This window comes from Cytobacillus praedii (assembly GCF_001439605.1).
Taxonomy (GTDB): Bacteria; Bacillota; Bacilli; order Bacillales; family Cytobacillaceae; genus Cytobacillus; species Cytobacillus praedii.
Map to the genome: position 1 here is coordinate 50,899 of NZ_LMBX01000021.1, position 24,233 is coordinate 75,131.

General features: G+C 37.5%; 38 protein-coding genes. 2 read left to right on the forward strand and 36 right to left on the reverse strand.

The annotated features are described in order from the left end of the window. Positions 1–4 precede the first annotated feature (4 nt). From ASU02_RS19380 to ASU02_RS19500, 27 genes are all read right to left on the reverse strand, one after another. A complete protein-coding gene (locus ASU02_RS19380) occupies positions 5–1,489 on the reverse strand; it encodes a M23 family metallopeptidase (RefSeq protein ID WP_057766686.1) in 1,485 nt (494 codons plus the stop codon). Between the two features lie 38 nt (positions 1,490–1,527). Further along, positions 1,528–1,683 (reverse strand): hypothetical protein, encoded by a 156-nt coding sequence (locus ASU02_RS26740; protein ID WP_198317467.1) that lies wholly within the window; start codon positions 1,681–1,683, stop codon positions 1,528–1,530. 17 nt (positions 1,684–1,700) lie between these two features. Continuing rightward, a complete protein-coding gene (locus ASU02_RS19385; protein ID WP_057766687.1) occupies positions 1,701–2,003 on the reverse strand; it encodes a hypothetical protein in 303 nt (100 codons plus the stop codon). After that, the gene (locus ASU02_RS19390) at positions 2,000–4,387 is read right to left on the reverse strand and encodes a hypothetical protein (protein ID WP_057766689.1); all 2,388 of its coding nucleotides are present in this window, start codon (positions 4,385–4,387) and stop codon (positions 2,000–2,002) included. The genes ASU02_RS19385 and ASU02_RS19390 overlap by 4 nt, the downstream gene beginning before the upstream one ends. 13 nt (positions 4,388–4,400) lie before the next feature. Beyond that, entirely contained in the window at positions 4,401–5,954 is a 1,554-nt protein-coding gene (locus tag ASU02_RS19395) for a hypothetical protein (protein WP_057766691.1), read from the reverse strand. Further along, complete coding sequence (locus ASU02_RS19400; protein ID WP_057766693.1) at positions 5,954–6,508, reverse strand: phage adaptor protein; 555 nt, start codon at positions 6,506–6,508, stop codon at positions 5,954–5,956. The genes ASU02_RS19395 and ASU02_RS19400 overlap by 1 nt, the downstream gene beginning before the upstream one ends. 32 nt (positions 6,509–6,540) lie before the next feature. Further along, entirely contained in the window at positions 6,541–6,816 is a 276-nt protein-coding gene (locus ASU02_RS19405) for a hypothetical protein (protein ID WP_057766695.1), read from the reverse strand. 57 nt (positions 6,817–6,873) lie between these two features. After that, a complete protein-coding gene (locus tag ASU02_RS19410; RefSeq protein WP_057766697.1) occupies positions 6,874–7,806 on the reverse strand; it encodes a N4-gp56 family major capsid protein in 933 nt (310 codons plus the stop codon). Between the two features lie 20 nt (positions 7,807–7,826). Continuing rightward, entirely contained in the window at positions 7,827–8,606 is a 780-nt protein-coding gene (locus ASU02_RS19415) for a hypothetical protein (RefSeq protein ID WP_057766699.1), read from the reverse strand. A gap of 77 nt (positions 8,607–8,683) precedes the next feature. Next, on the reverse strand, positions 8,684–10,360 hold the full coding sequence (locus ASU02_RS19420) for a portal protein (RefSeq protein WP_057766700.1): 1,677 nt from the start codon (positions 10,358–10,360) through the stop codon (positions 8,684–8,686). Between the two features lie 11 nt (positions 10,361–10,371). Next, entirely contained in the window at positions 10,372–11,769 is a 1,398-nt protein-coding gene (locus tag ASU02_RS19425; protein WP_057766702.1) for a phage terminase large subunit, read from the reverse strand. Further along, positions 11,747–12,190, reverse strand: a complete 444-nt coding sequence (locus ASU02_RS19430; RefSeq protein WP_057766704.1) for a terminase small subunit — start codon at positions 12,188–12,190, stop codon at positions 11,747–11,749. Before ASU02_RS19430 ends, ASU02_RS19425 begins: the two co-directional genes overlap by 23 nt. 12 nt (positions 12,191–12,202) lie before the next feature. Continuing rightward, a complete protein-coding gene (locus ASU02_RS19435) occupies positions 12,203–12,421 on the reverse strand; it encodes a hypothetical protein (protein WP_057766706.1) in 219 nt (72 codons plus the stop codon). Positions 12,422–12,956: 535 nt separating this feature from the next. Further along, complete coding sequence (locus ASU02_RS19440; protein ID WP_057766707.1) at positions 12,957–13,190, reverse strand: hypothetical protein; 234 nt, start codon at positions 13,188–13,190, stop codon at positions 12,957–12,959. A gap of 1 nt (position 13,191) precedes the next feature. After that, on the reverse strand, positions 13,192–13,620 hold the full coding sequence (locus ASU02_RS19445) for a transcriptional regulator (RefSeq protein ID WP_057766709.1): 429 nt from the start codon (positions 13,618–13,620) through the stop codon (positions 13,192–13,194). After that, positions 13,621–14,085, reverse strand: coding sequence for a hypothetical protein (locus ASU02_RS19450; protein ID WP_057766711.1), 465 nt, complete (start codon positions 14,083–14,085; stop codon positions 13,621–13,623). It abuts the gene before it with no gap. Further along, positions 14,082–14,489 carry a DUF1064 domain-containing protein gene (locus tag ASU02_RS19455; protein ID WP_057766714.1) on the reverse strand — a complete coding sequence of 136 codons (408 nt, stop codon included), beginning with the start codon at positions 14,487–14,489 and terminating at the stop codon, positions 14,082–14,084. The genes ASU02_RS19450 and ASU02_RS19455 overlap by 4 nt, the downstream gene beginning before the upstream one ends. Continuing rightward, positions 14,486–14,617 (reverse strand): BH0509 family protein, encoded by a 132-nt coding sequence (locus ASU02_RS26500; protein ID WP_157684542.1) that lies wholly within the window; start codon positions 14,615–14,617, stop codon positions 14,486–14,488. Before ASU02_RS26500 ends, ASU02_RS19455 begins: the two co-directional genes overlap by 4 nt. After that, complete coding sequence (locus ASU02_RS19460) at positions 14,617–15,144, reverse strand: dUTP diphosphatase (RefSeq protein ID WP_057766716.1); 528 nt, start codon at positions 15,142–15,144, stop codon at positions 14,617–14,619. The genes ASU02_RS26500 and ASU02_RS19460 overlap by 1 nt, the downstream gene beginning before the upstream one ends. A 110-nt stretch (positions 15,145–15,254) precedes the next feature. Beyond that, the gene (ssb, locus tag ASU02_RS19465) at positions 15,255–15,686 is read right to left on the reverse strand and encodes a single-stranded DNA-binding protein (RefSeq protein ID WP_057766718.1); all 432 of its coding nucleotides are present in this window, start codon (positions 15,684–15,686) and stop codon (positions 15,255–15,257) included. A 125-nt stretch (positions 15,687–15,811) separates the two neighbouring features. Further along, a complete protein-coding gene (locus tag ASU02_RS19470; RefSeq protein WP_057766720.1) occupies positions 15,812–16,228 on the reverse strand; it encodes an HNH endonuclease in 417 nt (138 codons plus the stop codon). After that, the gene (locus ASU02_RS19475) at positions 16,219–17,085 is read right to left on the reverse strand and encodes a hypothetical protein (RefSeq protein ID WP_057766722.1); all 867 of its coding nucleotides are present in this window, start codon (positions 17,083–17,085) and stop codon (positions 16,219–16,221) included. The genes ASU02_RS19470 and ASU02_RS19475 overlap by 10 nt, the downstream gene beginning before the upstream one ends. Continuing rightward, positions 17,082–17,462, reverse strand: coding sequence for a DUF3310 domain-containing protein (locus ASU02_RS19480; protein WP_057766724.1), 381 nt, complete (start codon positions 17,460–17,462; stop codon positions 17,082–17,084). Before ASU02_RS19480 ends, ASU02_RS19475 begins: the two co-directional genes overlap by 4 nt. Position 17,463: 1 nt before the next feature. Next, positions 17,464–17,751 (reverse strand): hypothetical protein, encoded by a 288-nt coding sequence (locus ASU02_RS19485; RefSeq protein WP_057766726.1) that lies wholly within the window; start codon positions 17,749–17,751, stop codon positions 17,464–17,466. Positions 17,752–17,895: 144 nt separating this feature from the next. Further along, complete coding sequence (locus ASU02_RS19490; RefSeq protein ID WP_057766728.1) at positions 17,896–18,585, reverse strand: ATP-binding protein; 690 nt, start codon at positions 18,583–18,585, stop codon at positions 17,896–17,898. A 34-nt stretch (positions 18,586–18,619) separates the two neighbouring features. Further along, positions 18,620–19,306 carry a conserved phage C-terminal domain-containing protein gene (locus ASU02_RS19495; RefSeq protein WP_057766730.1) on the reverse strand — a complete coding sequence of 229 codons (687 nt, stop codon included), beginning with the start codon at positions 19,304–19,306 and terminating at the stop codon, positions 18,620–18,622. 117 nt (positions 19,307–19,423) lie between these two features. Then, positions 19,424–20,119 carry a Rha family transcriptional regulator gene (locus ASU02_RS19500; RefSeq protein WP_057766732.1) on the reverse strand — a complete coding sequence of 232 codons (696 nt, stop codon included), beginning with the start codon at positions 20,117–20,119 and terminating at the stop codon, positions 19,424–19,426. 422 nt (positions 20,120–20,541) lie between these two features. On the opposite strand from ASU02_RS19500, the gene ASU02_RS26045 reads away from it, so the two are divergent. Next, on the forward strand, positions 20,542–20,700 hold the full coding sequence (locus tag ASU02_RS26045) for an Arc family DNA-binding protein (protein ID WP_082631868.1): 159 nt from the start codon (positions 20,542–20,544) through the stop codon (positions 20,698–20,700). 65 nt (positions 20,701–20,765) lie between these two features. After that, a complete protein-coding gene (locus ASU02_RS19505) occupies positions 20,766–20,954 on the forward strand; it encodes a ribbon-helix-helix domain-containing protein (protein ID WP_057766734.1) in 189 nt (62 codons plus the stop codon). A gap of 20 nt (positions 20,955–20,974) precedes the next feature. Here ASU02_RS19505 and ASU02_RS26505 read toward each other — a convergent pair whose 3' ends face one another. The 9 genes from ASU02_RS26505 to ASU02_RS19530 form a co-directional block, all read right to left on the reverse strand. Beyond that, a complete protein-coding gene (locus ASU02_RS26505; RefSeq protein ID WP_157684543.1) occupies positions 20,975–21,133 on the reverse strand; it encodes a hypothetical protein in 159 nt (52 codons plus the stop codon). 150 nt (positions 21,134–21,283) lie between these two features. Further along, positions 21,284–21,517 carry a hypothetical protein gene (locus ASU02_RS19510; RefSeq protein ID WP_057766736.1) on the reverse strand — a complete coding sequence of 78 codons (234 nt, stop codon included), beginning with the start codon at positions 21,515–21,517 and terminating at the stop codon, positions 21,284–21,286. 61 nt (positions 21,518–21,578) lie between these two features. Further along, complete coding sequence (locus ASU02_RS19515) at positions 21,579–21,869, reverse strand: hypothetical protein (protein ID WP_057766737.1); 291 nt, start codon at positions 21,867–21,869, stop codon at positions 21,579–21,581. A gap of 21 nt (positions 21,870–21,890) precedes the next feature. Continuing rightward, complete coding sequence (locus ASU02_RS19520) at positions 21,891–22,295, reverse strand: hypothetical protein (protein ID WP_057766739.1); 405 nt, start codon at positions 22,293–22,295, stop codon at positions 21,891–21,893. 34 nt (positions 22,296–22,329) lie between these two features. After that, positions 22,330–22,503 carry a hypothetical protein gene (locus ASU02_RS26510; protein ID WP_157684544.1) on the reverse strand — a complete coding sequence of 58 codons (174 nt, stop codon included), beginning with the start codon at positions 22,501–22,503 and terminating at the stop codon, positions 22,330–22,332. A gap of 282 nt (positions 22,504–22,785) precedes the next feature. Beyond that, positions 22,786–22,959 carry a hypothetical protein gene (locus ASU02_RS26515; RefSeq protein WP_157684545.1) on the reverse strand — a complete coding sequence of 58 codons (174 nt, stop codon included), beginning with the start codon at positions 22,957–22,959 and terminating at the stop codon, positions 22,786–22,788. Positions 22,960–22,991: 32 nt separating this feature from the next. After that, positions 22,992–23,165: a hypothetical protein gene (locus tag ASU02_RS26520; protein ID WP_157684546.1), complete on the reverse strand. Its 174-nt coding sequence runs from the start codon at positions 23,163–23,165 to the stop codon at positions 22,992–22,994. Positions 23,166–23,228: 63 nt separating this feature from the next. Beyond that, the gene (locus ASU02_RS19525; protein WP_057766742.1) at positions 23,229–23,507 is read right to left on the reverse strand and encodes a hypothetical protein; all 279 of its coding nucleotides are present in this window, start codon (positions 23,505–23,507) and stop codon (positions 23,229–23,231) included. A 38-nt stretch (positions 23,508–23,545) separates the two neighbouring features. Further along, a complete protein-coding gene (locus ASU02_RS19530) occupies positions 23,546–24,130 on the reverse strand; it encodes a hypothetical protein (RefSeq protein ID WP_057766744.1) in 585 nt (194 codons plus the stop codon). Positions 24,131–24,233 lie beyond the last annotated feature (103 nt).

Sequence of the window (24,233 nt, forward strand, 5' to 3'; positions counted from 1 at the left end):
TCTCTTATTTTAAATATGGCGATGGGTCCATTACGACACCTTTAGCATTAGTTAATTCATAATGTAAATGCGGACCTGTTGAACGTCCAGTATTCCCCGATTTTCCAACAAGAGTTCCTCTTGAAACGTTCTGGCCAACTTTTACCCCAATGCTGTCAAGATGGGCATAACGGTGTAAAAGACCATTCGCATCTTGAATCACAATTGTATTCCCATAACTTGAGCTACCAGATGTGGATACAACCTTTCCACTAACAGTAGAAGAAACGGGAGTACCTTTAGGAACTGCAATATCCATTCCTCTATGGTTTGAGTTTTTCTGCCCAGTAACAGGATGTGTTCTAGTACCAGGACGTGAAGTAATCTTGTAGTCTTTTAAGTTGGGTATCCAACCATCTCCTTTCACCTCTGTATTAAAATTTGCGTTGTTATAGTAATCAATCATGGCTTGATTCATTGATTGATCAAGATTACCCTTATACTCCATTTCATACATTCTCCAAGCTTGTTCTTCTCCATATTGAGCCTTAGCCCATTCAAGTTGAGCTTTTTCAGAAGCAGACATATTTTCATAAGCATATTTCCGCCATGCTCGAGCATCCTTTTGCTCAGATTCCCACTCAGCATCCCGACGTTGGTCACGCTGTTTTTGATAGTTAAAGTTACGATCATTAATTGCCCTCTGATAATCAGATTCCTGATTATATCTTTGGTCACCTATTAAATCCCTTGATCTACCATAATCAAAATCACGTTGATTAGTGTATTTACCCCAATCAAACTGTTCACGGTTGAGATTAAGTCCTTCAATGCCCAAATATTCACTAAGCGCTTGTCCTCTTTCTTGCAATGCCAAGTTTTGGTCAAATTCCATCATACGTTGAGCCATCTCTGCAGTCTTTGCAGCACGTTGAGCATCAAGATCAGATATATTCGATTGAGCAGCAATACCAATCTTATTCATTTGGTCTGCAGCAAGACCTGAATGAGCCAATCCTCGAGCACTCGCAACCTCAGAAGCATTCAATTCGTTTTGGTACCGTGTTTTACGAACATTATCAAGAGCACGCTCATAAAGAGGATCAAGTTGTTGCTTAGCGCGGTCTGCTGCTTCACCATAGGTTAAGGCATTTCTCTGATTAGGTGTGAAAGAACCTCTACTACCTCCGCCGCCTGTATAGGTTACTTCTGGCTTAGCATACTCTTCATTCACCTTGCCTTGTATCGTTTTTTCTCTTTCAGATTGGCTCATATTATTTCGCTGTTCAGTTGTCCAATTGTAATATTTCATTAGATCATCATACTTAGGATCATAATTACCAATATGGTCGAAGTTGCCTGTTTGTTTATAAATATAGGCATTCCTTAGATCATCAGTTGTTGACATCTTCCTGTTATTTGGATCATCGTACCATCCGTTGATAATTTTATTCTTTTCATATTCGTGTCCAACTGTTAACCCCGCCTGTTTTTCAGGTGATATTGCCATTTAATCAACTCCTTCAGGCATAAAAAATAACGCCTACATTAAGCAGCGTTTAACGATGTAGCTAATTCTGTATATTGTTCTTGGGTTATGCGATCTCCAAGTAGGAAAATATCTAACTTTTGTTGCATATCTTCCTTTGTCACATAGGATTTTCTCTCAATAACAGATTTACACCCAATATAAGTTAAATTCATTTTTCATTCCTCCAATTTTAAATGATCCCTAGTTCAAGAGCAGTCACACGGTAATCAACATTTACAACATAATCCATGAGTATTTCTGTTTCAGTTGGTGGTTGTGGTTCAGGTTCTGGAATAGGGGGTGCTTTAGTTTCTATTGCCACTACTACTTCATCCACTTTTTCTAACTTAAAGTGAGCGTATGGAACGTCTATAAATCCATAATCTTCTATGTTTCCTCCTACGTTTAGCTCAAAATCCCTTTCAGGTTCTATTCCTTCAGGAACCGTGGAAACAATTTGTAAATCAGATTTACGATAAATTTTAATACTCATATTCCCCATACCTCCACTTCTACTTGAACATATACTCTGGAAGGTGCGGTAGTCGTATTGCCGATTGTGTTTGTAAACTCAAGAAAAAGGTTGTTAAAAGAAGGGTCAAGATTATGGAATTTAGTCAGGTTTACATACCCTGCCTGCCCATATGACTGAGTATTATCATGTCCAGGAGTAGTAATAGTAGCTCTAGGGTCAATATTCTTATTAAACTGTACATACTGTTGCCTGATTCCACTAGTACTACTCGTTCTGTTAAAACCCCATACTCTTCCTGTAGTAAGCCATTCTTCTACATCTATTTCGTAGCCGTATGTTGGGTTCATCCTTCTAGTAGTAGCTAGCTCTATATTTGAACCCATTGGCTTACTTGCTATATTACTAAAATACACTTTAATAATTTTTGGCACTATTCCATCTAAAGGAATAGTTTTAATATACTTGTTCGGCTTATCAGCCGTTGATACATGGGCAGGGTATACATCTATATTATCAGTGGTGTAAACTTCCCAATAAATCCTTTGATATCTCAGCCTTCCTACAGGCTTGCCATCAGGCATAAGAGGGTAGCCATCTTTGCCTATCACTGGAATGCCATATGGTTTACCAAGTTTATTAACAGTAATTTGCTCAATTTGTGATACTTTTCTTTTCAATTCCTCAATTTGAGTAACCTGATCGTCACTCTCCATATGGAAGTTAACTGTACCTTTCGCTTGTGTTTCTCTTACATTACAAGAAAAAGAAAACTTATCTTTTACTTTGTAAGTAACACTATAAAAACTTAAAGAGTCAAAAAGAGGTTTTTCTAGTTGTGCATCTGTACTCAGTGTCCAGTTGTCGTGTTTTCCACTTTTAACTACTTCAATAACTTTCTCGGGCGTGTACTTTGTTTCAGAGCCATTTACAGAAGTACTACCAATGTAATATTTATCTCCTGACAGGACAGGATTCGCATTTTCTCTTAATACTACACCTTCACCAAGAGTAACTTTATTTGTACCTTTTACTAATCGTAATGCACCTTCATACTTAGCAGGAACATCCTGTTCAGTAGTAGTTTTGTAAATGATTTTTAAAGGCTTCCATCCATAATAACTAGCCTGTGGTAAAGATAAACTCTCACCTGTACCGATTATACGAATCCATTTCTTTTCACCTTTTGTTGCTTTGTTTGCTTCAACATAAGGAGTAGTACCATCCGTATGAGCCATCTTCCAACCTAGAATAAAAGCCATTATTTCAAGTTTTCTAGGTAATGGTTCAGGAGTAGGTTGCCCTGCGGAAGGTGGTGCCGGATCATCTTGCCAGCCTGTGTCTGTTGCAGAAACAAACAATATTAAACTATCGTTATCAAGGTAAAATCGATTGTTTGTGATATTGGCAGCCGAATCTGTACGAGTGAAGTATGAGTTATTGAATTTAATAACCTCTACATCGTAGATATCAATCCCTTTAGCAAAATCACTTAACGGAATCTTTATAGCCTTACCACCTGTGTAACTGCTATTGATAGTTGGGTTCTTAACGGTATCAGCAGTTAATTCACATTCAATTCTGTTCTGCTTTTTTTGCCAATTTCCTTGCCCATCTTGATATAGCTTATCTCCTTTATAGAGATACTCATCAAAATATAAATATGAGCCATTATCTACTTCAATATATGGCCCTCTAACAGGTTGATAGTTCTGAACGAATTCTCTTTCAACTGTTCCCTCAATAAGCATTGGTCCTTCAAAAGTGAAAGTACCAGGTTCATCATTCTTATTTTTGAATGCTAAGTGAATAGTTGAATGGTTGCCAGAATTAAATTTAATTAATTGATCTGCTGTATAAGCTACCACTGCTGTTTCACTCATTGTAGAGTCTAGAACTGCAATCGCTCCAGTATGCTTCATGCTATACACATAATCTTGATTACGTTTGATTTCAACTTTAATGGAACTTACTTCTTTTGCACTCGCAGCATTCAAGGTAACTCTATCTGGACTGTTTTTAACTACGTTTGCATGTAAGGTCCAATGATTGAAATCAAGAGAGTGATTCTTAACTTCATCCCCTAAAATCTCAACAGGTACAAGGGCAGCATGTCCAGGAGCTTCAATAGTGTTCTCTCCACGCTTTAGGGTTACAGTTACCTTTTCTTCTTCCTTGACCATGTTTTCCATCGCTGTGACTCGCCCGGCAATCGCTGGATCAGCTTCTTCTAACTTGATCCCATTCCATGTACCTTTAAAATCACCTGTTACATCTACCTTTTTCTGCAGTTCGTCATCCTGATCATTATGAGCTTTAACAAGATTATCAAACTCATCGTTTACTTCATCTGCATTAGTTTTGGTGCCATTTTTAAATTTATATAATCGATCAACTTTTGCCATGGAATCAACTCCTTTATGGCTTTTTTAGCTTGTATTGAAAAACCATCTCTAGAATAGTTAATGGTTGGTCTTTTATATCATTCGTAATAATCAACTGTATGTGTTTTCCTCTTTGTTGAATTCTTAATTCGTTTTCTACCACGTCACGATAACCCCAATACGATCCTTCCCATTCCGCTTTTCCCCAACCTTCTGACTCATCTGTTGAAACCTCTTCAATTTCCACATCAATGTAGTCAATTTTGGCAGCAAGATTAAATATAGAATCTTCTTCATCGTATTGCTGGGCTATAGTCCAAAACTTGCGGAATTTTTTATCTTGAACAGGTTTATCAAAATCAAAATTCTTAGTTTTTAGCATGAAGGAAATTGCTTCTCCATCATCTGAATAAACTTTCTCGTCAAAACGGTAAATGTATCCAGAGTCAGAAGTAAAAAATAAAACCCCTTCTTTGGATAAAAAGGAGTTTGCTTTTATGTTGGTAAACTTGGTCCAACATTGAAGAATTGTATCGTAAACAAGTGTTAATCCACTTGGGAATGAAAGATAGTATTTGTTGTCAAAATAATGTCCAACGGCTTTTCGTTTATCAGCTAAAGGAATAGATTTTAACGTGTTCTCAATGCTTGAAAGCACTCTTCCTTGACTTACAAGCGTAGATACGAGCCTTGCACTCACATAGTTTTGATCTGTGGAATACATAGCATATACACCATCTTCAGCAAGGTAGAAAAGGTCATTGCCAACCATCTTAACAGAGTTTGGAGCAATGCAGCCTGTAGGTACATTGATTTTCTGAAGGTCAAACGCATCAATAGTCCGGCCGTCTCCACGTAAGAACCAGACAGAGTTTTCACAAAGGATAACTAAACCATCGCGAAATATCTCAAGTTGATTAATCACATCGTTATTATCTGTAGCAACATCAATGAAAAAGATTGCTGGCCAGTAATCGTATACTGCATAACCAATCCTTGGGTCATGATGACAGAATGACAGTCGATTCTTAACTGTTGGGTGTGCTGCAGCGTAAATCCTGTCTTGTTTTATAGCCAATGCCCTAAAATTAGTGAGATTAGCTAAATCATTAAGCCCGGGGTCTTGTTCTTCATTCACCCCTGTTCCCTCGGTGCCTTCCACAACTGGGACATGGGGAGTAACCTCAGAAACAATCCCAGCTTGATAATGTTTAAGCTTACCACCATCCGCAAACAGCACAACATCCCCGATATTACGGTCTTTGTAGCTAATCATTTGTACTTCAGAGCTAGTTAGAGAGCCTGTAATCGCGCTCAGATTGCCGTTTGACTCACTGTAGACCTTTTTATCACTGACAGCCAAATAAGCCCTATCTCCATTAAATCTGTTGTGCTGATAGTGCTTGGTGATAGGCTGTGGAAGTTGGGTGGAATATCTAACATAGCCGTTACGCTTTGATATTGGCCCTTTACCAAATACCACGTTCTCCGCATCAACTACTGCTTGATCCGGAATAAGATTAGCTGCTGTTTTATCGTTAATACCTAATTCAAATGTTCTTAAAGGATAGAGTAACTTCTTAGCCATTACCAATACACCTCTTGAATAGTGTAGATCTCATTGGATTGGTTGAAAGTGATAAACTCATCCTTTCGCCTTAAATAATCACTCCATGCACTGCTTTGCATTTCCAATTCTTCATCCTGGTATTTTGCTTTTGCAACTGCATATAAGACTAAGAGATCATGGTATTGTTCCGGCAGTACTGGAATATCATCTGGATTTACAAGCCGCGGTAATCGCGCATGATAATACAGATTCATTTCACTATCTAATTTTGGAGTCGGCTGCAAAATTAAATCATTGCCCCACATTTTATAGCCTGTTGAAGAGAAATCATCAAACTGAACGAGGTTTACACGTTTATTACTCTCGTCAAATAGATAAACGATATTTACAAGATCAGTTGGCAAAGGGTATTTCGATTGGTCTGCTATCACTTCGTATGTTTGGTGCTTCTGGTGCTTCACATACGGCGTTAAATCATCGAGTCCTCGATTGAGCCATTGCGTAATCTCTGCATTAGACAGCGAATCATCAATATCCTTATTAACCTCTTTAATTAATTCAGATAGCTTCATTTACTCACCCCTAATAAAAAAGCCAGGGTGAATTAAATCAACCCTGACTGTTCTAAGATATCAGCAACCGACTGCGGCACTTCTACTGTTTTACCTAATTGAATTTGATAAATATATCCGTTTATCTGTACCGCCTGATACGGCCATTGTACTTCTTTCCCTGCTTTCTCCTGTGCTTCAAGCTTTTGTTTTACATCAGCCGGAATATAGAGTCGAACCTTCACTTTATCTTGTTTTGCCAATAGTTCAGCTGTATCCTCGGTGATTTTCTCCATATCATTATCATTTAAAGTTTTTTTAGTAGTCATTAGTCTATCATCCTTTCAATATTAAATAAAAAAGGAAGGGTTACCCCTCCCACAGCATTAACCTGATACAGTATGTTCGATACGGACACAAGCCAATTCTTCAAGTCGAACAACTGTGAAGAATGCTTTCCATCCAGAAGTTGCAATTTGGTTTAATGGATCCGCAGTACCAGCTGAACCGTGCGGCTTGATGATGTTCTTTACGGATCCAGAGCTTTCAACGTCAGACATACCATAGAAATCCTTACCGAATACTAGAGTAGCGTAAACGTCTACACTTGCAGCTCCTGCACCAGCGAATTTCTTAGCGAAAGAAGTCTCTACGAAACGAACTCCATACAAACGACCAATCTCACCATCAAAGATTTGCTTTCCTCCTGCGTATTTACTTACCTCTTCCCATTTAGGATCTGATTGAAGATCATATGCCGTACCAGGTTCAATAATCGCTACATAATCCCCACCATCTAATGGCTTAACATTAGCACGCTTAAGTGTACGACGTGCTTTTCGAACCTCGTCAACTGTCAAATTATCTCCTGCTGCAATAGTCGCACGAGAAACACGACCAGCAGCGTATTGTACAGATGTACCAGCTACTAATACATCACGAGCAATAACGTCTAATGTCTGGGCTGATTGCTCACCTAATAGATCAGCTGTTTCATCCAATACAGGATCAATCGCTGTTAAGTCTAGAATATCGGACATTTCAATGTAGTCACCGTATTGAGCTAAAGTTCCGGTTTTTTGAGTCATATTCAATGCGTTACCTGCTGGCTTTACTCCTTCTGTAAGGGCAGTTGTAGCTAACGGTAAAGCTGTGAATTGACGGAAATTAATTGTCTTACCGCCATTCTTAGGAATTGGACGTTTTTGCGCCCATTTCAAGTGGAATAGCATTGGTAATAGACGTGCTAAAAGCTTTTTATCATAATAAGTTTGCATAGTTGGCGATAAGCCAGCTGTATTGGTAGTTTGTACTGCCATGTTTGATCATCTCCTATAAATTAAAATGTAATCCTTTCCCCACGTTGTACACGCTCGGAAAGGGCTTCAATATCTTTAAGACTCATTGATTCAGGATTAAAGGTAGTATTACCTGGCTTGTCATTAGTTGAAATGATTTGCTTTTCATCCCTGCCAGTGACTTGCGCTAATACTTCCTGCTCTTTTTGGCGAGCAACATTTTGAATACGATCCTCATAGGTAACTAGCTTATAAGCATCCTCTAAGGAATAACCTTTTTGGATAGCTGTTTGGAAAACTTGTTCCTCATACTGAGTGAAGTCCTCGTATTTTGAACGTAGCCCCTTGACTTCTGCATCGATTTCATTATGTCTTTTTTCTTTTTGAAGATTTTCAAGTTCAGTGCGCATCTGCTGCAACTCGTTATTAACTGGTTCGAAGTGTTGACGATAAACACTTTCATCTACACCAAACTTTTGCGATTCCCTCTGGATTCTCTCTTGCTCTTCTGCTTGCTCGATAGCTTGGAATAATTCATCAGTGTTCTGGTAGCCACTGATTTTAGCCACTCTATCAAGGTAAGTGGCAGACTTCTCTAGCTCATCGGCACGTTGTTTTACTTTGTCATAGTTGTATCCCTTTTGAAGATACTCTTGACGTTGTGTAACAGGAATTTTTACGTCTTCCTTGTTATATTTGATAACGTCGTATTCTTCCTCCTGCGTGGTATCAAGAGTTTCAATTTCTTCTTGTGTCGTGTCTAATGCTGTATCAGGTGTTTCCTCAATTACTTGTTCGGTTTGGTTGCCGAATTCATCCATGTTAATTCCTCCTTCGGTATGGTAGCCGAATAATTCCGGACAGTTTAATGTCTTATCCAGGACAAAATAAAAAACACCTATCTAGGTGCTAGTAATGTTTGCATTATTTCTTCTTCACTCATACCTTGTTCAAGCATTAACTGTATTTCTTGCTTTAACTCAGGCGGTGCGTTTTCAAAGAATGTCTGAAAGTCTGGTGGTGTCTGCGGAGCTCCCCCTTTTTGTTCCTGTAGTTGTTTTTGCTTTTCTACTTCCCTTAACCTTGATACAATCCTATCTTTATTTGGAAGCCCTTCCTGCATTTCTACATATTCAGAACCAAGTAATAAACCCTTTTCGAATAATTGATCAGCAAGCTGTGCTATATATGCTTTTGATGTTGGTGTAGATGCACCAGCTGATACCTTCACATCGAAATCAATGTCCTTATACTGCAAAGCATTAAATTCCATAAATTCAAAAGAACCATCTTCATCCATGATCCGGATAAAACGGGTTTCTTTATAATTCTCTTTTACAAGCTCAATCATCAACTCGTATACATCTTTGATAGATTGATAAAGGTTGCGAGCAATCCCTTTTATAGGAATACTCCCCTGTTCTTGAAGCATTTGAATAGCAGCTGCAGCAGTAACCCCTTTTGGTGTTTCGCCAGTTAGTGAATCATATACACCACCAATCTTCTCTATGAAATCGACCATCTTATCTGTCAATCTATAAACATCTGAAGACATGGAAGGTGCTTGGAGCCAATGAACAGCTTGATTTGGGTTCTTCGCATTCATTACTTGTCCTGGTTTGTTCGTCCATTTAGATGGATCAATTCCACTTTGCGGATCAATTAGAGTGATCGGGTTTGCATGCAAAAGCGCATGTGTTGTTGGCAATTCCACCAGTTTATTTAGTAACTTTTGATTACTGAGGATATTCTTAGGCTCTCCAATACCCCATATGCTTTTGCTCTTTCTTTTTGCAACAAATGGGATGAACGGATAACGCCCATGTTTAAATACCTTTTCAATATTTTTAAGAATTTTACCTCCTGCAGCATAAGCTACATGGATTCCGTTCTTGTCTTTATACCAATACTCATAAAACATGACTCTATCTTTTCCATAATTGGAAGCAGGTCGTGAATATAGGTCGGTTACAATCGCTTGATCAGGATCAACTTTTTGATCAAATTTCTTCTCGATCCACTGTATAGACTTATCAACCGCATAAAGAATAAATCTGCAGCCATCCACTGTTACAGCTTGCGGATCCGTAAAAACATTAGAAGCGTCCGGCACATCAATAGCAATATCACCTTTCCAAATATTCTGCCTTGCCAAACTGCCACCAGATAAAGAATTATCCCAATAGACTTTAAACCATCCGGTTCCTAATAGCAGTCCTTGTCTAGTTACCTGGTCTGTTTTATCCTCAAGATCCACTCTTTCTGCTATCACATCCGTTACTTGTGTGAATATTTTAGCTGCTTCTTCATCATCCATTGCAGTTGGTAAGATTAATCCAGTTGGGCGCATATTAGTGAGCTGTGGTGCTTTCTGGTCAACAATAAACGCGACATAATTTATTACCGGATCAGGGCGCCATGATGCTCTTTGTTTATTCCAGTGCTTTGCATTGTAAAAGTCATCATACTCCTTCATTTCATTCCTTAATTCACTTTGAGCGCTCAATGCTAGTTGGAAGTCTCTGACGACTTTATCATAAAGTTGTTTGTCTTCTTGCTTTTCCTTCGTTTTCACTCATCCACCTCCTAAAGGTCATTCCAGGAATAGTTATTATCATCATTGTCTTGTAAAGCATGTGGTAGGTTGTTATCGACTGTCTTTATATGGGACATAGCATTACTTTCAATTGGTTCGAATGTGCGTGGGTCTGGCCTACTCATGACTCCATAACGCAACGCATCATAGGCATGATCTTCTGCATCTGTATTAATATCTTCTGGCCTTCTCTCATCAATTGGCAAAGACGGCAAAGTACGGATTAAGTTTTCACAGTTAGAGAATACTTTCAGTTTACTGAATCTATTTCCTTTACTATCCTCATGCACTTTTAACCATGCATGCACCCTGTCTTTCCCATTCAGCCTATCCTTACTCGCCAACTCTACCGGAACACCGTTGTTTTCATATGTTTCAGCAATAGACTCCCCATATTGGTTCTTAATCCAACACGCACTATCTAATATGGTGTACTCGATTTTTTCGGCTGTCATTGAAACGATTTCCTTCGCTTGATCTACCGCATCTAATCCGGTCTTATAGGATTCTTTATATACATAAAGGTTATAATCTTGATCAATAGCAAACCATAAACAACAAAAAGGAGCAGTCCGACCATAGTCAACTGTTCTGAATCTTTTCCAAGTGGAAGGTATTTGAAATGGTTTAATAACATGTATCTCTTTATTCCATTCATCGAATGCCTGACCACTGAACGAATCCCAATCACCTTCAAGTAATTGTTTACGCTCTTTTGTTGGCAAACTTTCTAACCTTCTTAAATAATCAGGATCATTATTCAACAATTCTTGATTATCGTGAATTTTAGCAGGAATAAAACACCGAGTACCAGGCTTCTGTTCATCTTCTGTTGGTAAAGGCTTATGAATCTTTTCAGACTCTCCTACATCAATGAATCTACTTTTTACCCAAGTATGACCTACACCACCTGGGTTTGTTGCTGATTTAATCTGTCGTTTTATTTTCTGTTTACCCCTTAACCTCGAGGTCATATATCTATACTGTGTTTCAGTGAAGTGTGTTAATTCATCCCAATAAATGAAGTCATACTCAGCACCCTGATAATTGAATACATCACTTTCTTTATCCATATATGCAAACTCAATTATGGAACCATTAGCAAATGTCCAGCGCCTTTTTGATTCATTGTATTTAGCAAGTCGTAAATCATATTTCTCTCTTGACCGCAAAATTAAAGAACGTTCCAAGTCAGGAAACGTTCTACGAAACATGATAATCTTGCAATTACTATACTTAGTTGCATTTTTATATGCATCCTCTAACAACGCTTCTGATTTCCCCCCACCAGCTGCACCGCCATACAGTATTTCATCTGCTGGGCAAGTATGAAACAGATATTGCCTTGTTTGGGGCTTATATTCGTTAATTATCGTTGTTCCACTCATCTTCATTCACCACTTCTGGGGTAGAAGAAACAAATTTAATCGCTGAACCATCTGGCCCAGAATGCTCTAAGCTTTGCTTTTCTTCCCACCCAAAGTTATTCTTCAGATTAAACACGACTCCTTGTGCAACCTTTGGGGTCCATAAGCTTTCTTCTACAAAGGCTTCAATTTTCGCTTTAGCTGCGCGTACCGTGTCAAAAAATTCATCTTTTTGTTCATAATTAAGTAATGTCTGCCTAGTTGTACCTAAATAATAGGCCAATCCTGAAATAGTATATGGGCGAGGATTTGGTATCTCTATCATTTCACCCTCTTTAGTAAATTTCACATCTACTCGTTCGTCACAATAATCAAAATACGCACGAATGGCTTCTTCTAATTCATCGGCATTCTTAAACTTTAGTGGTCTGCCTGCAGACATAGACTCACCTTCTTATACTTTATTATCTTCAACTTCCCTCCAGTATTCATCTTCCTCTGTAACTGTTACAGGAGAATACTTCACCGGATCACTTGTTGTTTCTTTGTACTCCACAAAGTCCTTAGACATTATCCTGTCCATTAAATCTTTACGCTCTTCTTTCATTTGCTCTTCTCGCTTGTATATGAAAACAATAAGTAAAAGGATGATTGCAAATAGTAAATATTCCACCTTTTCACCTCGCTTACTTTTTCTAAACAAGATACCCACGCACGACAAACAAGCTCGTCAGCTATCACTATAAAAGGGTGTTGTATACATGGCTTACTGGATACCTTGTTTACAAAAAATAATAATCGACTGCCCCCACCCTCTTGGCATCTAATGTCGATTGTTTTCCCACTTATGCCCATCTAGTAATAGGGAGAGCCTAACCCAGCTGTCAACTCTCTGCCTTCGCCCCTAATTGGCTTTGGTTCCCAATAAATTCACAGAAAAAAGACGATGCTCTCACCTCTAAGAAGCACCGTCTTAAAACAAAGGGATTATAAAGTTTATGTAGATTCAGCTATCACCACGCTCCACACAGCGCTCGCATACATGTTGAAGGCATGTATACTATTCATTAAATCAATTTGATCGGATAAAGCTTGAAGGTTACTATCAGTTAACAACTAAGCATTATTCGATTGTTTCCGCAACCGATAAATATTACTAATATCATAGTAACATGGAAAATGAAGCCAAAAGTCGCATGATAGTCGCATCATTTGTATTTCGATAAGAACTCTTTTCCTTCTTCAGTTAACCATCCCGTCCTTAAGGAGACTCCACATTCAATATATCCTTTAGCCCTATCTCTTTCCATTGCACTATAACAAACCTTCTCTGGTTCACCAGTCCATTTAGAAAGTATTTCGTAGGGAAATTCATTTCGATGCTTTTGATATTCCTCATAAGCTTTTAAAACTAAAATTGTAGGTACGTCTTTTCTAGCCATTTTATCTCCACCCCAATACTTCAGATACTGCATTCACAACTGAATCTCTCCACCTCATTGCAGTTGTCCTATTTACATGCAAATCTTCCGCAATCCCTTCCCAAGTTTTCAGCTGCGGCCTTGTCCAATACTTCAACTTAACTAATTTCTGATATTCATCCGGCAACCCAGTATATACTTTTTCTATTGCATGTGCGATTTCCTCAAGCTTATTTAACCTTTTATGAGTTGCTAACCTGGTACCGATCTGTTCTGTAGGAGAAGAAGGAAGCGAACTCCTTCCCCCTCCTGTATTTTCATCATCGCTTTCTTTGGTGAACATGATGTTGTTTCTTAGAAACTGTATCTCTTTTAGTGTATCCTGGTAACTATATAACTCTGATTCTATGTGCTTGAAAGTAGCCTTTTTTAGTTTGATAGCTGTTGTCATTTATTTGCCCCCTTCAACTACAATAGCTTTCATCATGTCTTTTAATGTGTTCTGCATGCCTTGATATGAGAGTGCTATCCCTTTCCAAGTGACATAATAGCCTTCATAGATGCCAGACCTCTCTAAATTGACACCTTCCGCAATTTTACTTTTGTAATTAGAATCATTTATTGCCATCTTATTTGTTTCACGCTCATACACATACATTTGACCACGTTCTGTTGATGCCTTTCCAAAATAAAATTGGTACTGTGATTTATAAAAGCCAGCGATCTTCCAAGCTTCTCGTTCAGCTCGGTTATAAAAGTGTTCTAGTTTCGCTATTTGGAATGGTGTAAGTGAATCAAGGATTTCTTCATATGCATTTATAGATTTCAGCAATTCATTATGTTGTTTAATTGCCTTTGCTGCCCCGTCCGATAACTCCTTCTTCATATCTTCTTTTAGTTGTTCAGGTGCTGTCACACACTCACCTTCCTCCTGGCTTTCCTGTGTTTTTTGAGTTGGTCTAACTCAATCCAGCCACCGTCAATCTTTGAATAGGTAATCAAGGACAGTTTGTGAGGGTATTTCTTTTCAAATAGCTTTTTCTTTATCTTAAAAGCTTCCGTTTCTACTCCTTTGACATCCACCACTTCGATAGTTCCATCCAATTTATGAATTTCAAAGTCTGCTTTATAATCAATTCGTCTGTACTTTTTCCCATTCTTTTCAAATGCTTCTTGCAACATATAGCAAGGCTGGATTCGGAAGAAAAGTATTTGTTTATTCGCTTCTAGCCATTTTAGTTGTTCGTAATACTTTGCTTCTAATTTAGAATCAAATTTAAGTCCATCTACTTCGACTTTCACAGAATTATATTTACTCATCCGACTCTTTCCTTGTACAATTTATCGAGTTGTTCGTCAGTAAGCTTCTGCAAATACTCCCTGCTGAAGTTTGTTCGCCATTCAAGGACACTGATCATATTATCTCTTTCCCAAGCATCAAGTTTCATCAGTAACCCTCCTCTTGACGTTGATGATTAACAACATTCTTTTCAAAATACGCCTGTTCGATTTGTTCCCATGTGAATCCGAGCATTTCTCCTAATCCAAGGTACAATTGAATTAAATTTCTGTAATGATGCAACGTGTAGTCTAATCTATCCTGAGCAAACAAGTCTGTAGCTACTCTATGCAAGTAAATAAACTGTTTATTTACACAATCACAAATGAATACAGCATATTTATAATCACTTAAGCCTTTTTCAATCCCTAATTCCAGAACAAAATGTAATCCGTCCACATATTCTTCAAGGAGTGGATTGTTACATTTATGTTCAACTGTAGTCACTCTACACATTTCACAATAGTTAGCTGGTTCCTGATTCTTACTCCAAAACTTGAACCCTCGCCATTCATTCGCACATTCTCCAATTTCCACAAGTAAAGCTAATATCAATTTATCGAATCGATCCGGCTCATTGTAATTAATCCGGTCACGTAATACTTTTTGTGTATCAAACAACTTTTTTAGGTTCATCCCTCGGTATCCTCCTATCCAGTTCTAACAAAGCAGCATATCTATGTCGTTTTGTATATCGGGCCAGTTTTAATAACTGACCCAATGTTAATGTTTTATAATTCATGGTTTCAGAACGGAAGATCATCATCGCTAATATCTATTTGCTGACCATCATTAGCGAATGGATCCTTCTGCTTGTTTTGCTGATTACTAGATTGATTGTTATTGGGTTGCTGATTATCATTCTTCTTATCAAGAAATTGAACACTTTCAGCTTGTACCTCAGTTACATAAACACGCTTTCCGTCCTGCCCTTCATAGCTACGTGTTTGAATTCTTCCGTCTACTCCTGCTAGAGATCCTTTCTTTAGAAAGTTGGCCACATTCTCTGCTGGCTTTCTCCAAATCACACAGTTGATAAAATCTGCTTCCTTCTCTCCTTGTTGATTGCTAAATGTTCGATTTACTGCAAGAGTAAAAGTTGCAACAGGTACTCCATTAGGCGTATATCTAAGCTCCGGATCCTTTGTTAATCTTCCAACAAGTACTACTCTATTCATTTGCGTGTTCCCCTTTCCGTTCCCATAGGGATTGACATATAATTATTATGGGATTTTATTTGCCTTTTTTCTTATCAGCTAAAATATATTCCTCACGAATGACCTTCTTCTGCCACTCTAACCATTCAGCATAATTCGTTGCCATTATAATTTTTCCACTCCCTTACAGCTTTTTCTTCCTGCTGTAATTCTTTGGTGAGTTGTTTAGCTTTGATATCTTCTTCATCCATGAAATATAACGGTCCGTACTTCTTTCTGAATACTTTCTTCCAGTATCTTAAAAGGGCATCATCAGCATGCACTTTCTTGTGGCATTCATTACAGAGTAGCAATCCATTTGTAAAAACCCCACGACCTTTGCCACTCCCCTTAGGCTGAACATGGTGGATATGACAACCTCTACCCATGCACATTTGGCAAGTATCTTCGAAATGATCTTTTATTTGATCCCTTACATACTTGGAAAACTTGTTCCTGTCTCCACGTTTCTTTACCCTGCGACTATAAGACGGCTTAGCGACTGGATGGAACCCTAAATCCATACGGAAAGTAATCCCCTCATATGCTTGTTCTCTAGTTCATATCTTTCAAGAGTAGTCTTCGCATGTTCCAACGATTTCTTCTGATTTTCAACTACATAATCTTGTTTAATTAATTTATCCCTTGTGTCGAGCAGTTGATCTCGATAGTTGTCTCTTTCTTTTTTCAGACTAGCAACCTCTGATTCTACGTCATCACAAGCAGCATGAATGTTTTCCAATTCACTAACTTTTGCTTCCAACTTTTCAATAAGTGTATCTTTCTCTTTTCCACTTTTCTTTTCGTCATTCAACGCTGTGCTTAATTCATTGATTAACTGCCGATATTCTGCTTCCTGATCTTCTTTGGTGGGTTTAGTCTCGGAGTTGTAATTTCCCTTTAATTTGGGCTGTTCTGCCTTTTTAAATGCTTTAATTCGATTATGATACTTCCAATTCCTTAAAGTGTTTGGATTTACTCCTTTTTTCTCAGCAATTTCAGTATCTTTCATCCCTTTACCTTTTAGTGAATAATATTCCTTGGCAGTTATCTCCACATCCACAACCCCCATATCCGATTTTTTCTCGTACCCTCTTTCTAAACCGAAGTTCCTCAGTAATTCCACAAATTTATCTTTATTAATTTTTAATGCCTTTTTGATTTCATTCTTTGGCACTTCACCTTCTAATAAGGTTGCTATGTCACTTCTAGTCATATCCTCACCTTTTGCAAGAATATGTTTGAATCCCTTTGGTACACCATTTTTATTAAGCTCTTTCCGTAGGTTTTTAATCTCATTACAGATATGGCAACCTTCACAGTCGGTAAATGATTCCCCATGTTGGTCAATTAAGTTCGTTACTCGGATAATGGCACTCATAACATTTTTACACTTTGAATCAATGCTTTTAAATTTGCTTCAGCTTTAAGTAATTCTTCCAATCCGTTCTTTTGTTTGTATCTACTTACATATTTAATGACATTTCCAATATGAAAACCTTCTGCAACTGTATAAGTACCTTCTTTCGGAAAATGTTTTTGCAAATAACCATGAACATCAATTTCATTTTTGTGATAATGGGAAGGTTTATTGATTATATCTTCTGGCTTATCTTCAAAATTAATATTTTGTGTTTTCTGATATTCCTCTAAATAATGTGACGGTCTCGCTCCTGGCTTTTTTTCAACAATACACAATTTACAAAATGAACTATTTTTTCTTTGGCAAGTTCCACAAGAATATTTAACTTCAGCCATTTCACCTTATCCTCCAATCTTCCCTTGGTTTGATCGCGCCTTTATATAATCGATCCAGCACCTGAAAGAACACTGCTATTTCCGTTCGTTCTAATACAACAGCCATTCTTTTCATTGGTACATTTCTTTCCCATAACCGATCTAATTTAGCAATTTCTTTGTTACTCCACATCCATTCGGAATCCTCGATGTCCTCAAGAGAGATATTGATGTTATCTCTCCTAACTCGTAAGTAGAAGTCCTCCATTCGGGCAATTGTTAAGTTCTCTTTCTGCTCTGCGCTCTTCAATCTTCTGTTCCCACCTTTCAAAGTAGGCTTTCCAGTCACGTTCTACTGGTTCGATGCAGGAGCATGGGTTTAATTGCCATGCTCCAGGAAAGACCTCTGTGTATTTCCGACCTAATCCGTTACATTTTCTACACATACGGCACCTCACATAAAGTTTCGTAATCTATAATTCTTACCTTCGAGTTTTAATATTGAACAGTCTTGAACCATCCTGCTGAAATCTCTTTCTCCATACATCGAAAGCAATTCCTTGGCAGTATAGTTTGTCGTATAAATTGTGGCTTGTCCTATTCGACTGTCTACGATTTCATATATCTTTTGTTTAGCCCAGGAGGATGCTTCATCTTTCCCATCCCTTTCAACACCAAGATCATCCATTACTAACAGATCAACTTTTTGTAGTGCTGCCAGTAAGTCTGTTTCTTTCAAGCTACTATTTTTCCCGTACGTAGCTTTTAACTCAGTCATTAAGCGAGGTAATGAAATGAAAATTCCTGTGTGCTTTTGATTAATTATCTCTTTGACGATTGCCGCAGCCAAATGACTTTTACCTAGACCTGGACGACCTTGCAGGAGCATTCCTTGCCTTTTGTTGAATGTTCCAATGTATTGATAAGCTTGCTCCAAAGCAAGTCTCTGTGAGTCATTTTGTGGATCATAGCCACCAAGCGTTGCTTCCTCCAAATCTCGATTCATTAAACTTTTGCCTTTAAAATACTCTTGCAGTTCGTTCACTTCACGGTTTTCTATCCACTCATTTACTTCATCAGCGATTTTTTTATCTTCAGGAGCGATCATTTCGCAGTAGAAGCAATACTCTTTACCTTCTTTCAAAAGTAACTTTCTGCTACATGAAGTGCATCGATTATCAGAAACCGAATTCGTATTCCTCTGTAATCGCTCCGGCATTTTGATGCTTTCCATTTGGTGGCCCACCGCCTTTTTGGTTTAAATATGATTCAAACTTAGTTCCAAATAAGGTCTCTGGACGTAAGAATTTGTTCATTTTTGAGTCGTTAAGCCATTCTGCTGACTTATTATCTATAACCTTTTTAAAGTCATTTAAAGTAAATCCTTCATTCCATCGCGCTTTAATAACTCGTTGAGTTGCTTTTGTTGATGAACGAAAGTTTGATTGAGCCGCATCGTTGAGATAATTCATTATCTCGACATAAGGTATATATTCTTTTGTATTATTAAATGTAGTATTAAAAGATGTATTATTATCTATTGCATTTTCGCCTATAGGGGTAGTTGCATTTTTGCATATACCCTCATTGCGAATTCGCATATACCTACTCTCAATTTCACGAGTACCTTTTTTATAAACTACTTCCCTCGTGATATATCCTCTTTTTTCTAATTGTTGAATCCACCTAGCAATAGTGCTTTTATCTTTATTATATAAATCAGCAAAATAAGTATTTCCTGCCCAACAAAAACCCTTTTCATTGCATAACGCTGTAATTTCTCCATACAATAACTTAGCGTTAGGGGGCAATTCATTATCGTAACGAACATTTGCCGGAATAATGGCATAGTAATTTCTTTGCATATATCCACTTCCCAAACTGACGTTCCCTGTGTACATGTATTTTTATCTGGTATATAATGGACACAAGGAACATAATATTTATATATCGAACGAATTATTGCTTAGTTGTTGGCGCAACTAGGCTATTTTTTTATCCAATAATTTATGGATGTAATCTACACCTTTTGCCGTAACATATGTTTGTGGCTTATTTATTACCTGAGAGCCCATTTCTATCGGCTTTTCTTTTACCACAAAGTATCCACGGTCAATGAACTGCTGATAAGGAGTGTTATCACCCATAAAAATTTTGTTTTCTCTTAAGAAAGCAAAAAGTTTGTTCCGACCAATCCCCAAAACCTTCGCAACCTGTCCAACCTTCTGATAATTCTCTCCACTAATAAATTTGTCATGAGCTTCTACTTTTGGCTTGTTACGCTCATTTTCTTCTTGGAGATCAGCAGCAAGTCTTAATGCTTCAGCGAATGTGGTAGGTACTGCAAATTGCCTCTGCAACTGCTCCTTTATTCTCTTAAACTCTTGAATGAATTTTACTTTGAATTTCATTGCTTCAGGAGTTGTATAAGACATAGCAATTAGTGTGAAAGCATCTTCGGTAAGATTAATTTTGGGTTGAATTCTGTTCTTTTCATCCTTATATTCAACCGGCTCAATGTTGAGCTGAATAAATACTAATTCTCCAGCTTCTTCTAGCTTCAACCATTGACTCTTTATATCCCTAAGAACATTTTTGTGATTCTTCCCAAATACCTCCGCGACAGTTAAACTATCTGTAACAGCTTGTCCCTTCTCAATAAAAACCAATTGATTCATTCAGTTTCCCCCTATCAGTATTTTCGCAAGCCAATAATGACCCTAATACTTATGACGAACTACCACTCAAACTTGCGCACCTAACCCCTCCTTTCAAGTAATAATACGCACCAAAACTGAAAGTCGCGCATTTAAGAGATTTTCTGTTTGATAGCTTTATGCAGAATCATATTGATGTAAGCTGACTTGGAGATCCCTAAGCTATCAGCCTCCTTTTCCAATTTATCACTAAGCTCTTTTTTCATTCTTAAGGTAAACGGAATTTTTTTGTCTGCCATTGTCATAATTGTGACGTCACCCCCATAGGATAATTATACCTAAACATCCATTTGACGTCAATGTTCATCTTATGTCTTTACAAGTCATTTTCAATGTTCTATAATGGTGCTAAAAGACACCACAAAAAGGAGAAAATTGGAATTATGACTGAACAAAAAAGATTTACATTGAGAATGGATGGAGAACTTTTTAAACAGATTGAAAAGCGTGCTTCTGAAAACAAACGATCTGTTGCTAAGGAAATTGAATATTTGCTTGAGCAGCATATTCAAGCAGAAAGCAAGGAGAACGACAATAAATAATTACTCACCTCTCGTAACATCGTATTTTCGTATTACGTTAATTCAAAAAATAAGGAGTGTAACACATGGCACACATTAGAAAAGATAGTTCAAAACCTTCAACAACAGTTTCATTTGATACTTCACTATTGGAAGCAATTGACGATTATCGTTTTGAGAATCGTAAGAACAATCGATCAGCTGCTATTGCTGAATTAATCCAATTAGGATTTAAATATCTTGAACAATCTGGAGATCAGAGGATGCTTGGATAAAACAGCCGAGCATCCTTTTTTTATGCCTGATTTTTTCGACCGTTTATATAATCTTGGTGAACCAGTGCATAACTTTGACCATTAAATCTGATGCTTGTTGGTACACCGTTTTTGGCTTTCAAAACTTCAATAGTAGGTCTATAACTATCTCCTTTTTGACGATTCTTTGGTTTCCCCATGTAATCCCCTCGCATACTTTGTTTAATATCTGGGTATTGTATTTATACCGAGCAAGACCAATCCTCCACTACTGACTACACACACAAGATCCAGGTCTTTGCTCGGCAACACGTTCTATCTTTTGTTTCCTTAAATAATTGTGATGTGCATTAGTTTCTTTGTGATTGAATAAACTTTTTTATCTCAATCAACTCTTTCATATTCCTTTGAAAAATTAGCTCTCTACACTCACTCGCTATCATACTAAGCTGCTCTTCAAAATCTTTTCTTAAAGAAGATGGACAATCTAACTTATTTGGCCTTGCATTTTCTAATGCTTCCGCATCCTCTGGACAACAATGTCCAAATGCATTCCACATGCAATGAGTATTATTACATTCCATTAAACCAACCACCCATCTTTCGCTTCATCTTTCAAATGAACAAAACCTACCTTTTGTTTCTCTAAATGAATAACGTGCTTTCAAAATGCTTTTTCTTTTTTTCTATAATTTTATCCAAATATTTATCTACCAACTTTTCAGCCTTTTTGATTACATATCTCCTATTCAATCCACTGCATAAATGCAAACCAGATTCCAAGTCAGAAACTATCCAAAGTGTATTTACATTTCGATGCTCTTTATGCGGCCTGTGTAGGGCCATCCTTAAGCCGTTATGCTCTAGAATTAGATGTACCTTAACGGCTTCTTGATGAGCAAAAATTCCGTTTCCAACAGGAATTAACATTTTCATCCTCTTTCCCTCCTAATCAAACTAGTGAGCAGTTTTTTCCTTCTTCAGCTTTTCAATTATTTCAACATCAGCAGATGAAAAAACAAGTGACCCAGACGGCTCGTATTCTTCAGATTTCCAATCATTTATAAATTCCTCGCGTTCATCTACATAAGTCCCAAAATAAGGATCTTGTTCGGCTAAATAGACAAACTCCATAACTTTCTCATCATCATCCTGTTTCCAAGAAGCAAGCGCCCAATCTTCACCTGTGAAACTTTTTAATACCAGTACTTCTATACCATCAAGGTCATTAAAAACATTAATCCATGCTTGTACTTCTTTATCATCAGGCTTAGGTCCAACTTGACCCGGACCTTCATAATTGGCGAGAATTTGTTCAGGTGTTTTGTCAGCAGTTTTTAATTTAGCTCTAAATAAATCCATTATTTTTCCACCTTTCTTTTAATCAACTGATCTATCATTCTGATTCCAAATTATATCTTTTCTCCCAATTATCTAAGGAATTAATAATTGCAACAGTCATCAGAGTATTCAAATTCCAATTTGTTTCTGGTTGAAGTGACTTTTTGACTTCCAAAACTTTTTCAAGCCTTTTAATATCAACATCTGAAAGTGAAAGTTCCATTTTCATTAGTAAACACTCCTATCAGCGAGTTTAATATTTTCATCGTATAGTTCACTGAAAATTTGCTGTTTTATTGCGGAATTAGATCTATAAAATTTTTGTAAAAAAGGGTATACTAATATATGGTTGGTATACTCGACCTAATGAATCCCATAGGTACGGTCTCGCCAGACAGTGCTACCTATGGGGGTTTTTATTTTATACCCTCTTGATAGCCTTTTTCATAAGCGACTAGAGAACCTCTATCTCCGAATACCTTTTATTGCATATTTTCTTCGGAATGCGACACTACTTAGTGGGACTAATCTTTTTTTCTTCAATCATTTTAGCTTCTGATGCTAATTGCATGGCTTTTGTTCTAAGTCTGCCTGCCCTGTCATAATCACCTTTTAGAGAGGCTTGCTGTGCTCTAGTTTCCCAAAGACCAGCTCTATTATAAAGTTTTGTTATTTTTCCACTCACATAACCACTCCTTCGCATTCTTTGTCAAGGATTCATTGCCAAGATTTAATAATCAAAGCAGCATCATCTAATGCAATATTTTTTAGATAGCATTGATAGCCCAATTCAAAAGTCCAAGCTGTCGCTTCACTTATACATTTTTCTATTCGAATATCTTCTAGGCCCTTACCGCTATCCCTTAGTTTTAAATAAACCTCCATTGTCATAAAAAGCACTCCTTCCCTTGTGTCATATTTTTCGACAGGGAAACTCCCTGCTTAAAGTATTAATTAAGCTTTGTCAGCTCCACCCACCCCAATTTCGCTAACATCTGCAACAAAGTAATTTTCTATAACAACGTCCGTACTTGATAAAGGAATTATCATTTCAGCTCCAATTCCTTCTAATGTGCTGATACAAGGTTCAATTCTAATATTATCTACCCAGCAAACTTCCTCGTGGTACTGCTTATTTATAGCAACAATAAATTCATCTGCATTATTAAAGACACTTGCTTTTCCATATGCTATATCCCCATCTTCCGAAAATATTACTTGTTTATTTTTCATCGTCATTTCCTCCTCGATTTACTAGATTGCTTATTATGTTATGCAGTAACTTTTTTAAGACTAGATGTGTATTTTATCTCGTACTCGATTTCAACAATAAATTCCGCATCACAGACATAACAAGTCATTTCGTGTTCTCCATCTTCGTGCATATCGTCACTCGAACATTCCGAAGCACAAACAGGACATATAATTTTATCTTCACGGTAACAATCCCATTCGTTATGATCGTTTTCCTTTGCTAATCGCAAGGCTTCTTCTTTGCGTTCTTTGCGTTCTTGTTCACGACATGGCTTACATTGGAATCCATCAGGATGTCCCCATACTGAATCTTTAATGTCGTTCCTGTGGGTGTCACATGTAATGCATCGGTTATGCTCATGACAGACAATATAGGAATATTTTTCACCATTCCCTAAGCACTTGCTACATCCACAGACCCAATACCAACCATCCTCAAAGCGTTCGGCATACAAGCCGCGCTGTGGCGGTTCAAGTTCTACTTTTGGTAAGCCGTTATTATAAAAATCATCATTCCAAATATTTGTGTGACCAGAACGTGTTCGCTGTTCCCACTCTTTTGGTATTTCAGGAATAAATATTTTCGTATCTTTCAAATCCATCTCTTATCCCTCCTTAGGAAATTCCTTTACTCTTGTGTTACATTAAAATCCTCATAAATGTAACTTTTAAAACACTTAACCGTATGCATAAATAACAACTACT

Bases quoted from the DNA above. Each gene is read 5' to 3' on its own strand.
- ASU02_RS19380 (WP_057766686.1), bottom strand. From the start codon at position 1,489: ATGGCAATATCACCTGAAAAACAGGCGGGGTTAACAGTTGGACACGAA.
- ASU02_RS26740 (WP_198317467.1), bottom strand. From the start codon at position 1,683: ATGAATTTAACTTATATTGGGTGTAAATCTGTTATTGAGAGAAAATCC.
- ASU02_RS19385 (WP_057766687.1), bottom strand. From the start codon at position 2,003: ATGAGTATTAAAATTTATCGTAAATCTGATTTACAAATTGTTTCCACG.
- ASU02_RS19390 (WP_057766689.1), bottom strand. From the start codon at position 4,387: ATGGCAAAAGTTGATCGATTATATAAATTTAAAAATGGCACCAAAACT.
- ASU02_RS19395 (WP_057766691.1), bottom strand. From the start codon at position 5,954: ATGGCTAAGAAGTTACTCTATCCTTTAAGAACATTTGAATTAGGTATT.
- ASU02_RS19400 (WP_057766693.1), bottom strand. From the start codon at position 6,508: ATGAAGCTATCTGAATTAATTAAAGAGGTTAATAAGGATATTGATGAT.
- ASU02_RS19405 (WP_057766695.1), bottom strand. From the start codon at position 6,816: ATGACTACTAAAAAAACTTTAAATGATAATGATATGGAGAAAATCACC.
- ASU02_RS19410 (WP_057766697.1), bottom strand. From the start codon at position 7,806: ATGGCAGTACAAACTACCAATACAGCTGGCTTATCGCCAACTATGCAA.
- ASU02_RS19415 (WP_057766699.1), bottom strand. From the start codon at position 8,606: ATGGATGAATTCGGCAACCAAACCGAACAAGTAATTGAGGAAACACCT.
- ASU02_RS19425 (WP_057766702.1), bottom strand. From the start codon at position 11,769: ATGAGTGGAACAACGATAATTAACGAATATAAGCCCCAAACAAGGCAA.
- ASU02_RS19430 (WP_057766704.1), bottom strand. From the start codon at position 12,190: ATGTCTGCAGGCAGACCACTAAAGTTTAAGAATGCCGATGAATTAGAA.
- ASU02_RS19440 (WP_057766707.1), bottom strand. From the start codon at position 13,190: ATGGCTAGAAAAGACGTACCTACAATTTTAGTTTTAAAAGCTTATGAG.
- ASU02_RS19445 (WP_057766709.1), bottom strand. From the start codon at position 13,620: ATGACAACAGCTATCAAACTAAAAAAGGCTACTTTCAAGCACATAGAA.
- ASU02_RS19455 (WP_057766714.1), bottom strand. From the start codon at position 14,489: ATGAGTAAATATAATTCTGTGAAAGTCGAAGTAGATGGACTTAAATTT.
- ASU02_RS26500 (WP_157684542.1), bottom strand. From the start codon at position 14,617: ATGAAACTTGATGCTTGGGAAAGAGATAATATGATCAGTGTCCTTGAA.
- ASU02_RS19460 (WP_057766716.1), bottom strand. From the start codon at position 15,144: ATGAACCTAAAAAAGTTGTTTGATACACAAAAAGTATTACGTGACCGG.
- ssb (WP_057766718.1), bottom strand. From the start codon at position 15,686: ATGAATAGAGTAGTACTTGTTGGAAGATTAACAAAGGATCCGGAGCTT.
- ASU02_RS19470 (WP_057766720.1), bottom strand. From the start codon at position 16,228: ATGGATTTAGGGTTCCATCCAGTCGCTAAGCCGTCTTATAGTCGCAGG.
- ASU02_RS19475 (WP_057766722.1), bottom strand. From the start codon at position 17,085: ATGAGTGCCATTATCCGAGTAACGAACTTAATTGACCAACATGGGGAA.
- ASU02_RS19480 (WP_057766724.1), bottom strand. From the start codon at position 17,462: ATGGCTGAAGTTAAATATTCTTGTGGAACTTGCCAAAGAAAAAATAGT.
- ASU02_RS19495 (WP_057766730.1), bottom strand. From the start codon at position 19,306: ATGCAAAGAAATTACTATGCCATTATTCCGGCAAATGTTCGTTACGAT.
- ASU02_RS19500 (WP_057766732.1), bottom strand. From the start codon at position 20,119: ATGAATCAATTGGTTTTTATTGAGAAGGGACAAGCTGTTACAGATAGT.
- ASU02_RS26045 (WP_082631868.1), top strand. From the start codon at position 20,542: ATGACTGAACAAAAAAGATTTACATTGAGAATGGATGGAGAACTTTTT.
- ASU02_RS19505 (WP_057766734.1), top strand. From the start codon at position 20,766: ATGGCACACATTAGAAAAGATAGTTCAAAACCTTCAACAACAGTTTCA.
- ASU02_RS26505 (WP_157684543.1), bottom strand. From the start codon at position 21,133: ATGGGGAAACCAAAGAATCGTCAAAAAGGAGATAGTTATAGACCTACT.
- ASU02_RS19510 (WP_057766736.1), bottom strand. From the start codon at position 21,517: ATGGAATGTAATAATACTCATTGCATGTGGAATGCATTTGGACATTGT.
- ASU02_RS19515 (WP_057766737.1), bottom strand. From the start codon at position 21,869: ATGAAAATGTTAATTCCTGTTGGAAACGGAATTTTTGCTCATCAAGAA.
- ASU02_RS19520 (WP_057766739.1), bottom strand. From the start codon at position 22,295: ATGGATTTATTTAGAGCTAAATTAAAAACTGCTGACAAAACACCTGAA.
- ASU02_RS26510 (WP_157684544.1), bottom strand. From the start codon at position 22,503: ATGAAAATGGAACTTTCACTTTCAGATGTTGATATTAAAAGGCTTGAA.
- ASU02_RS26520 (WP_157684546.1), bottom strand. From the start codon at position 23,165: ATGACAATGGAGGTTTATTTAAAACTAAGGGATAGCGGTAAGGGCCTA.
- ASU02_RS19525 (WP_057766742.1), bottom strand. From the start codon at position 23,507: ATGAAAAATAAACAAGTAATATTTTCGGAAGATGGGGATATAGCATAT.
- ASU02_RS19530 (WP_057766744.1), bottom strand. From the start codon at position 24,130: ATGGATTTGAAAGATACGAAAATATTTATTCCTGAAATACCAAAAGAG.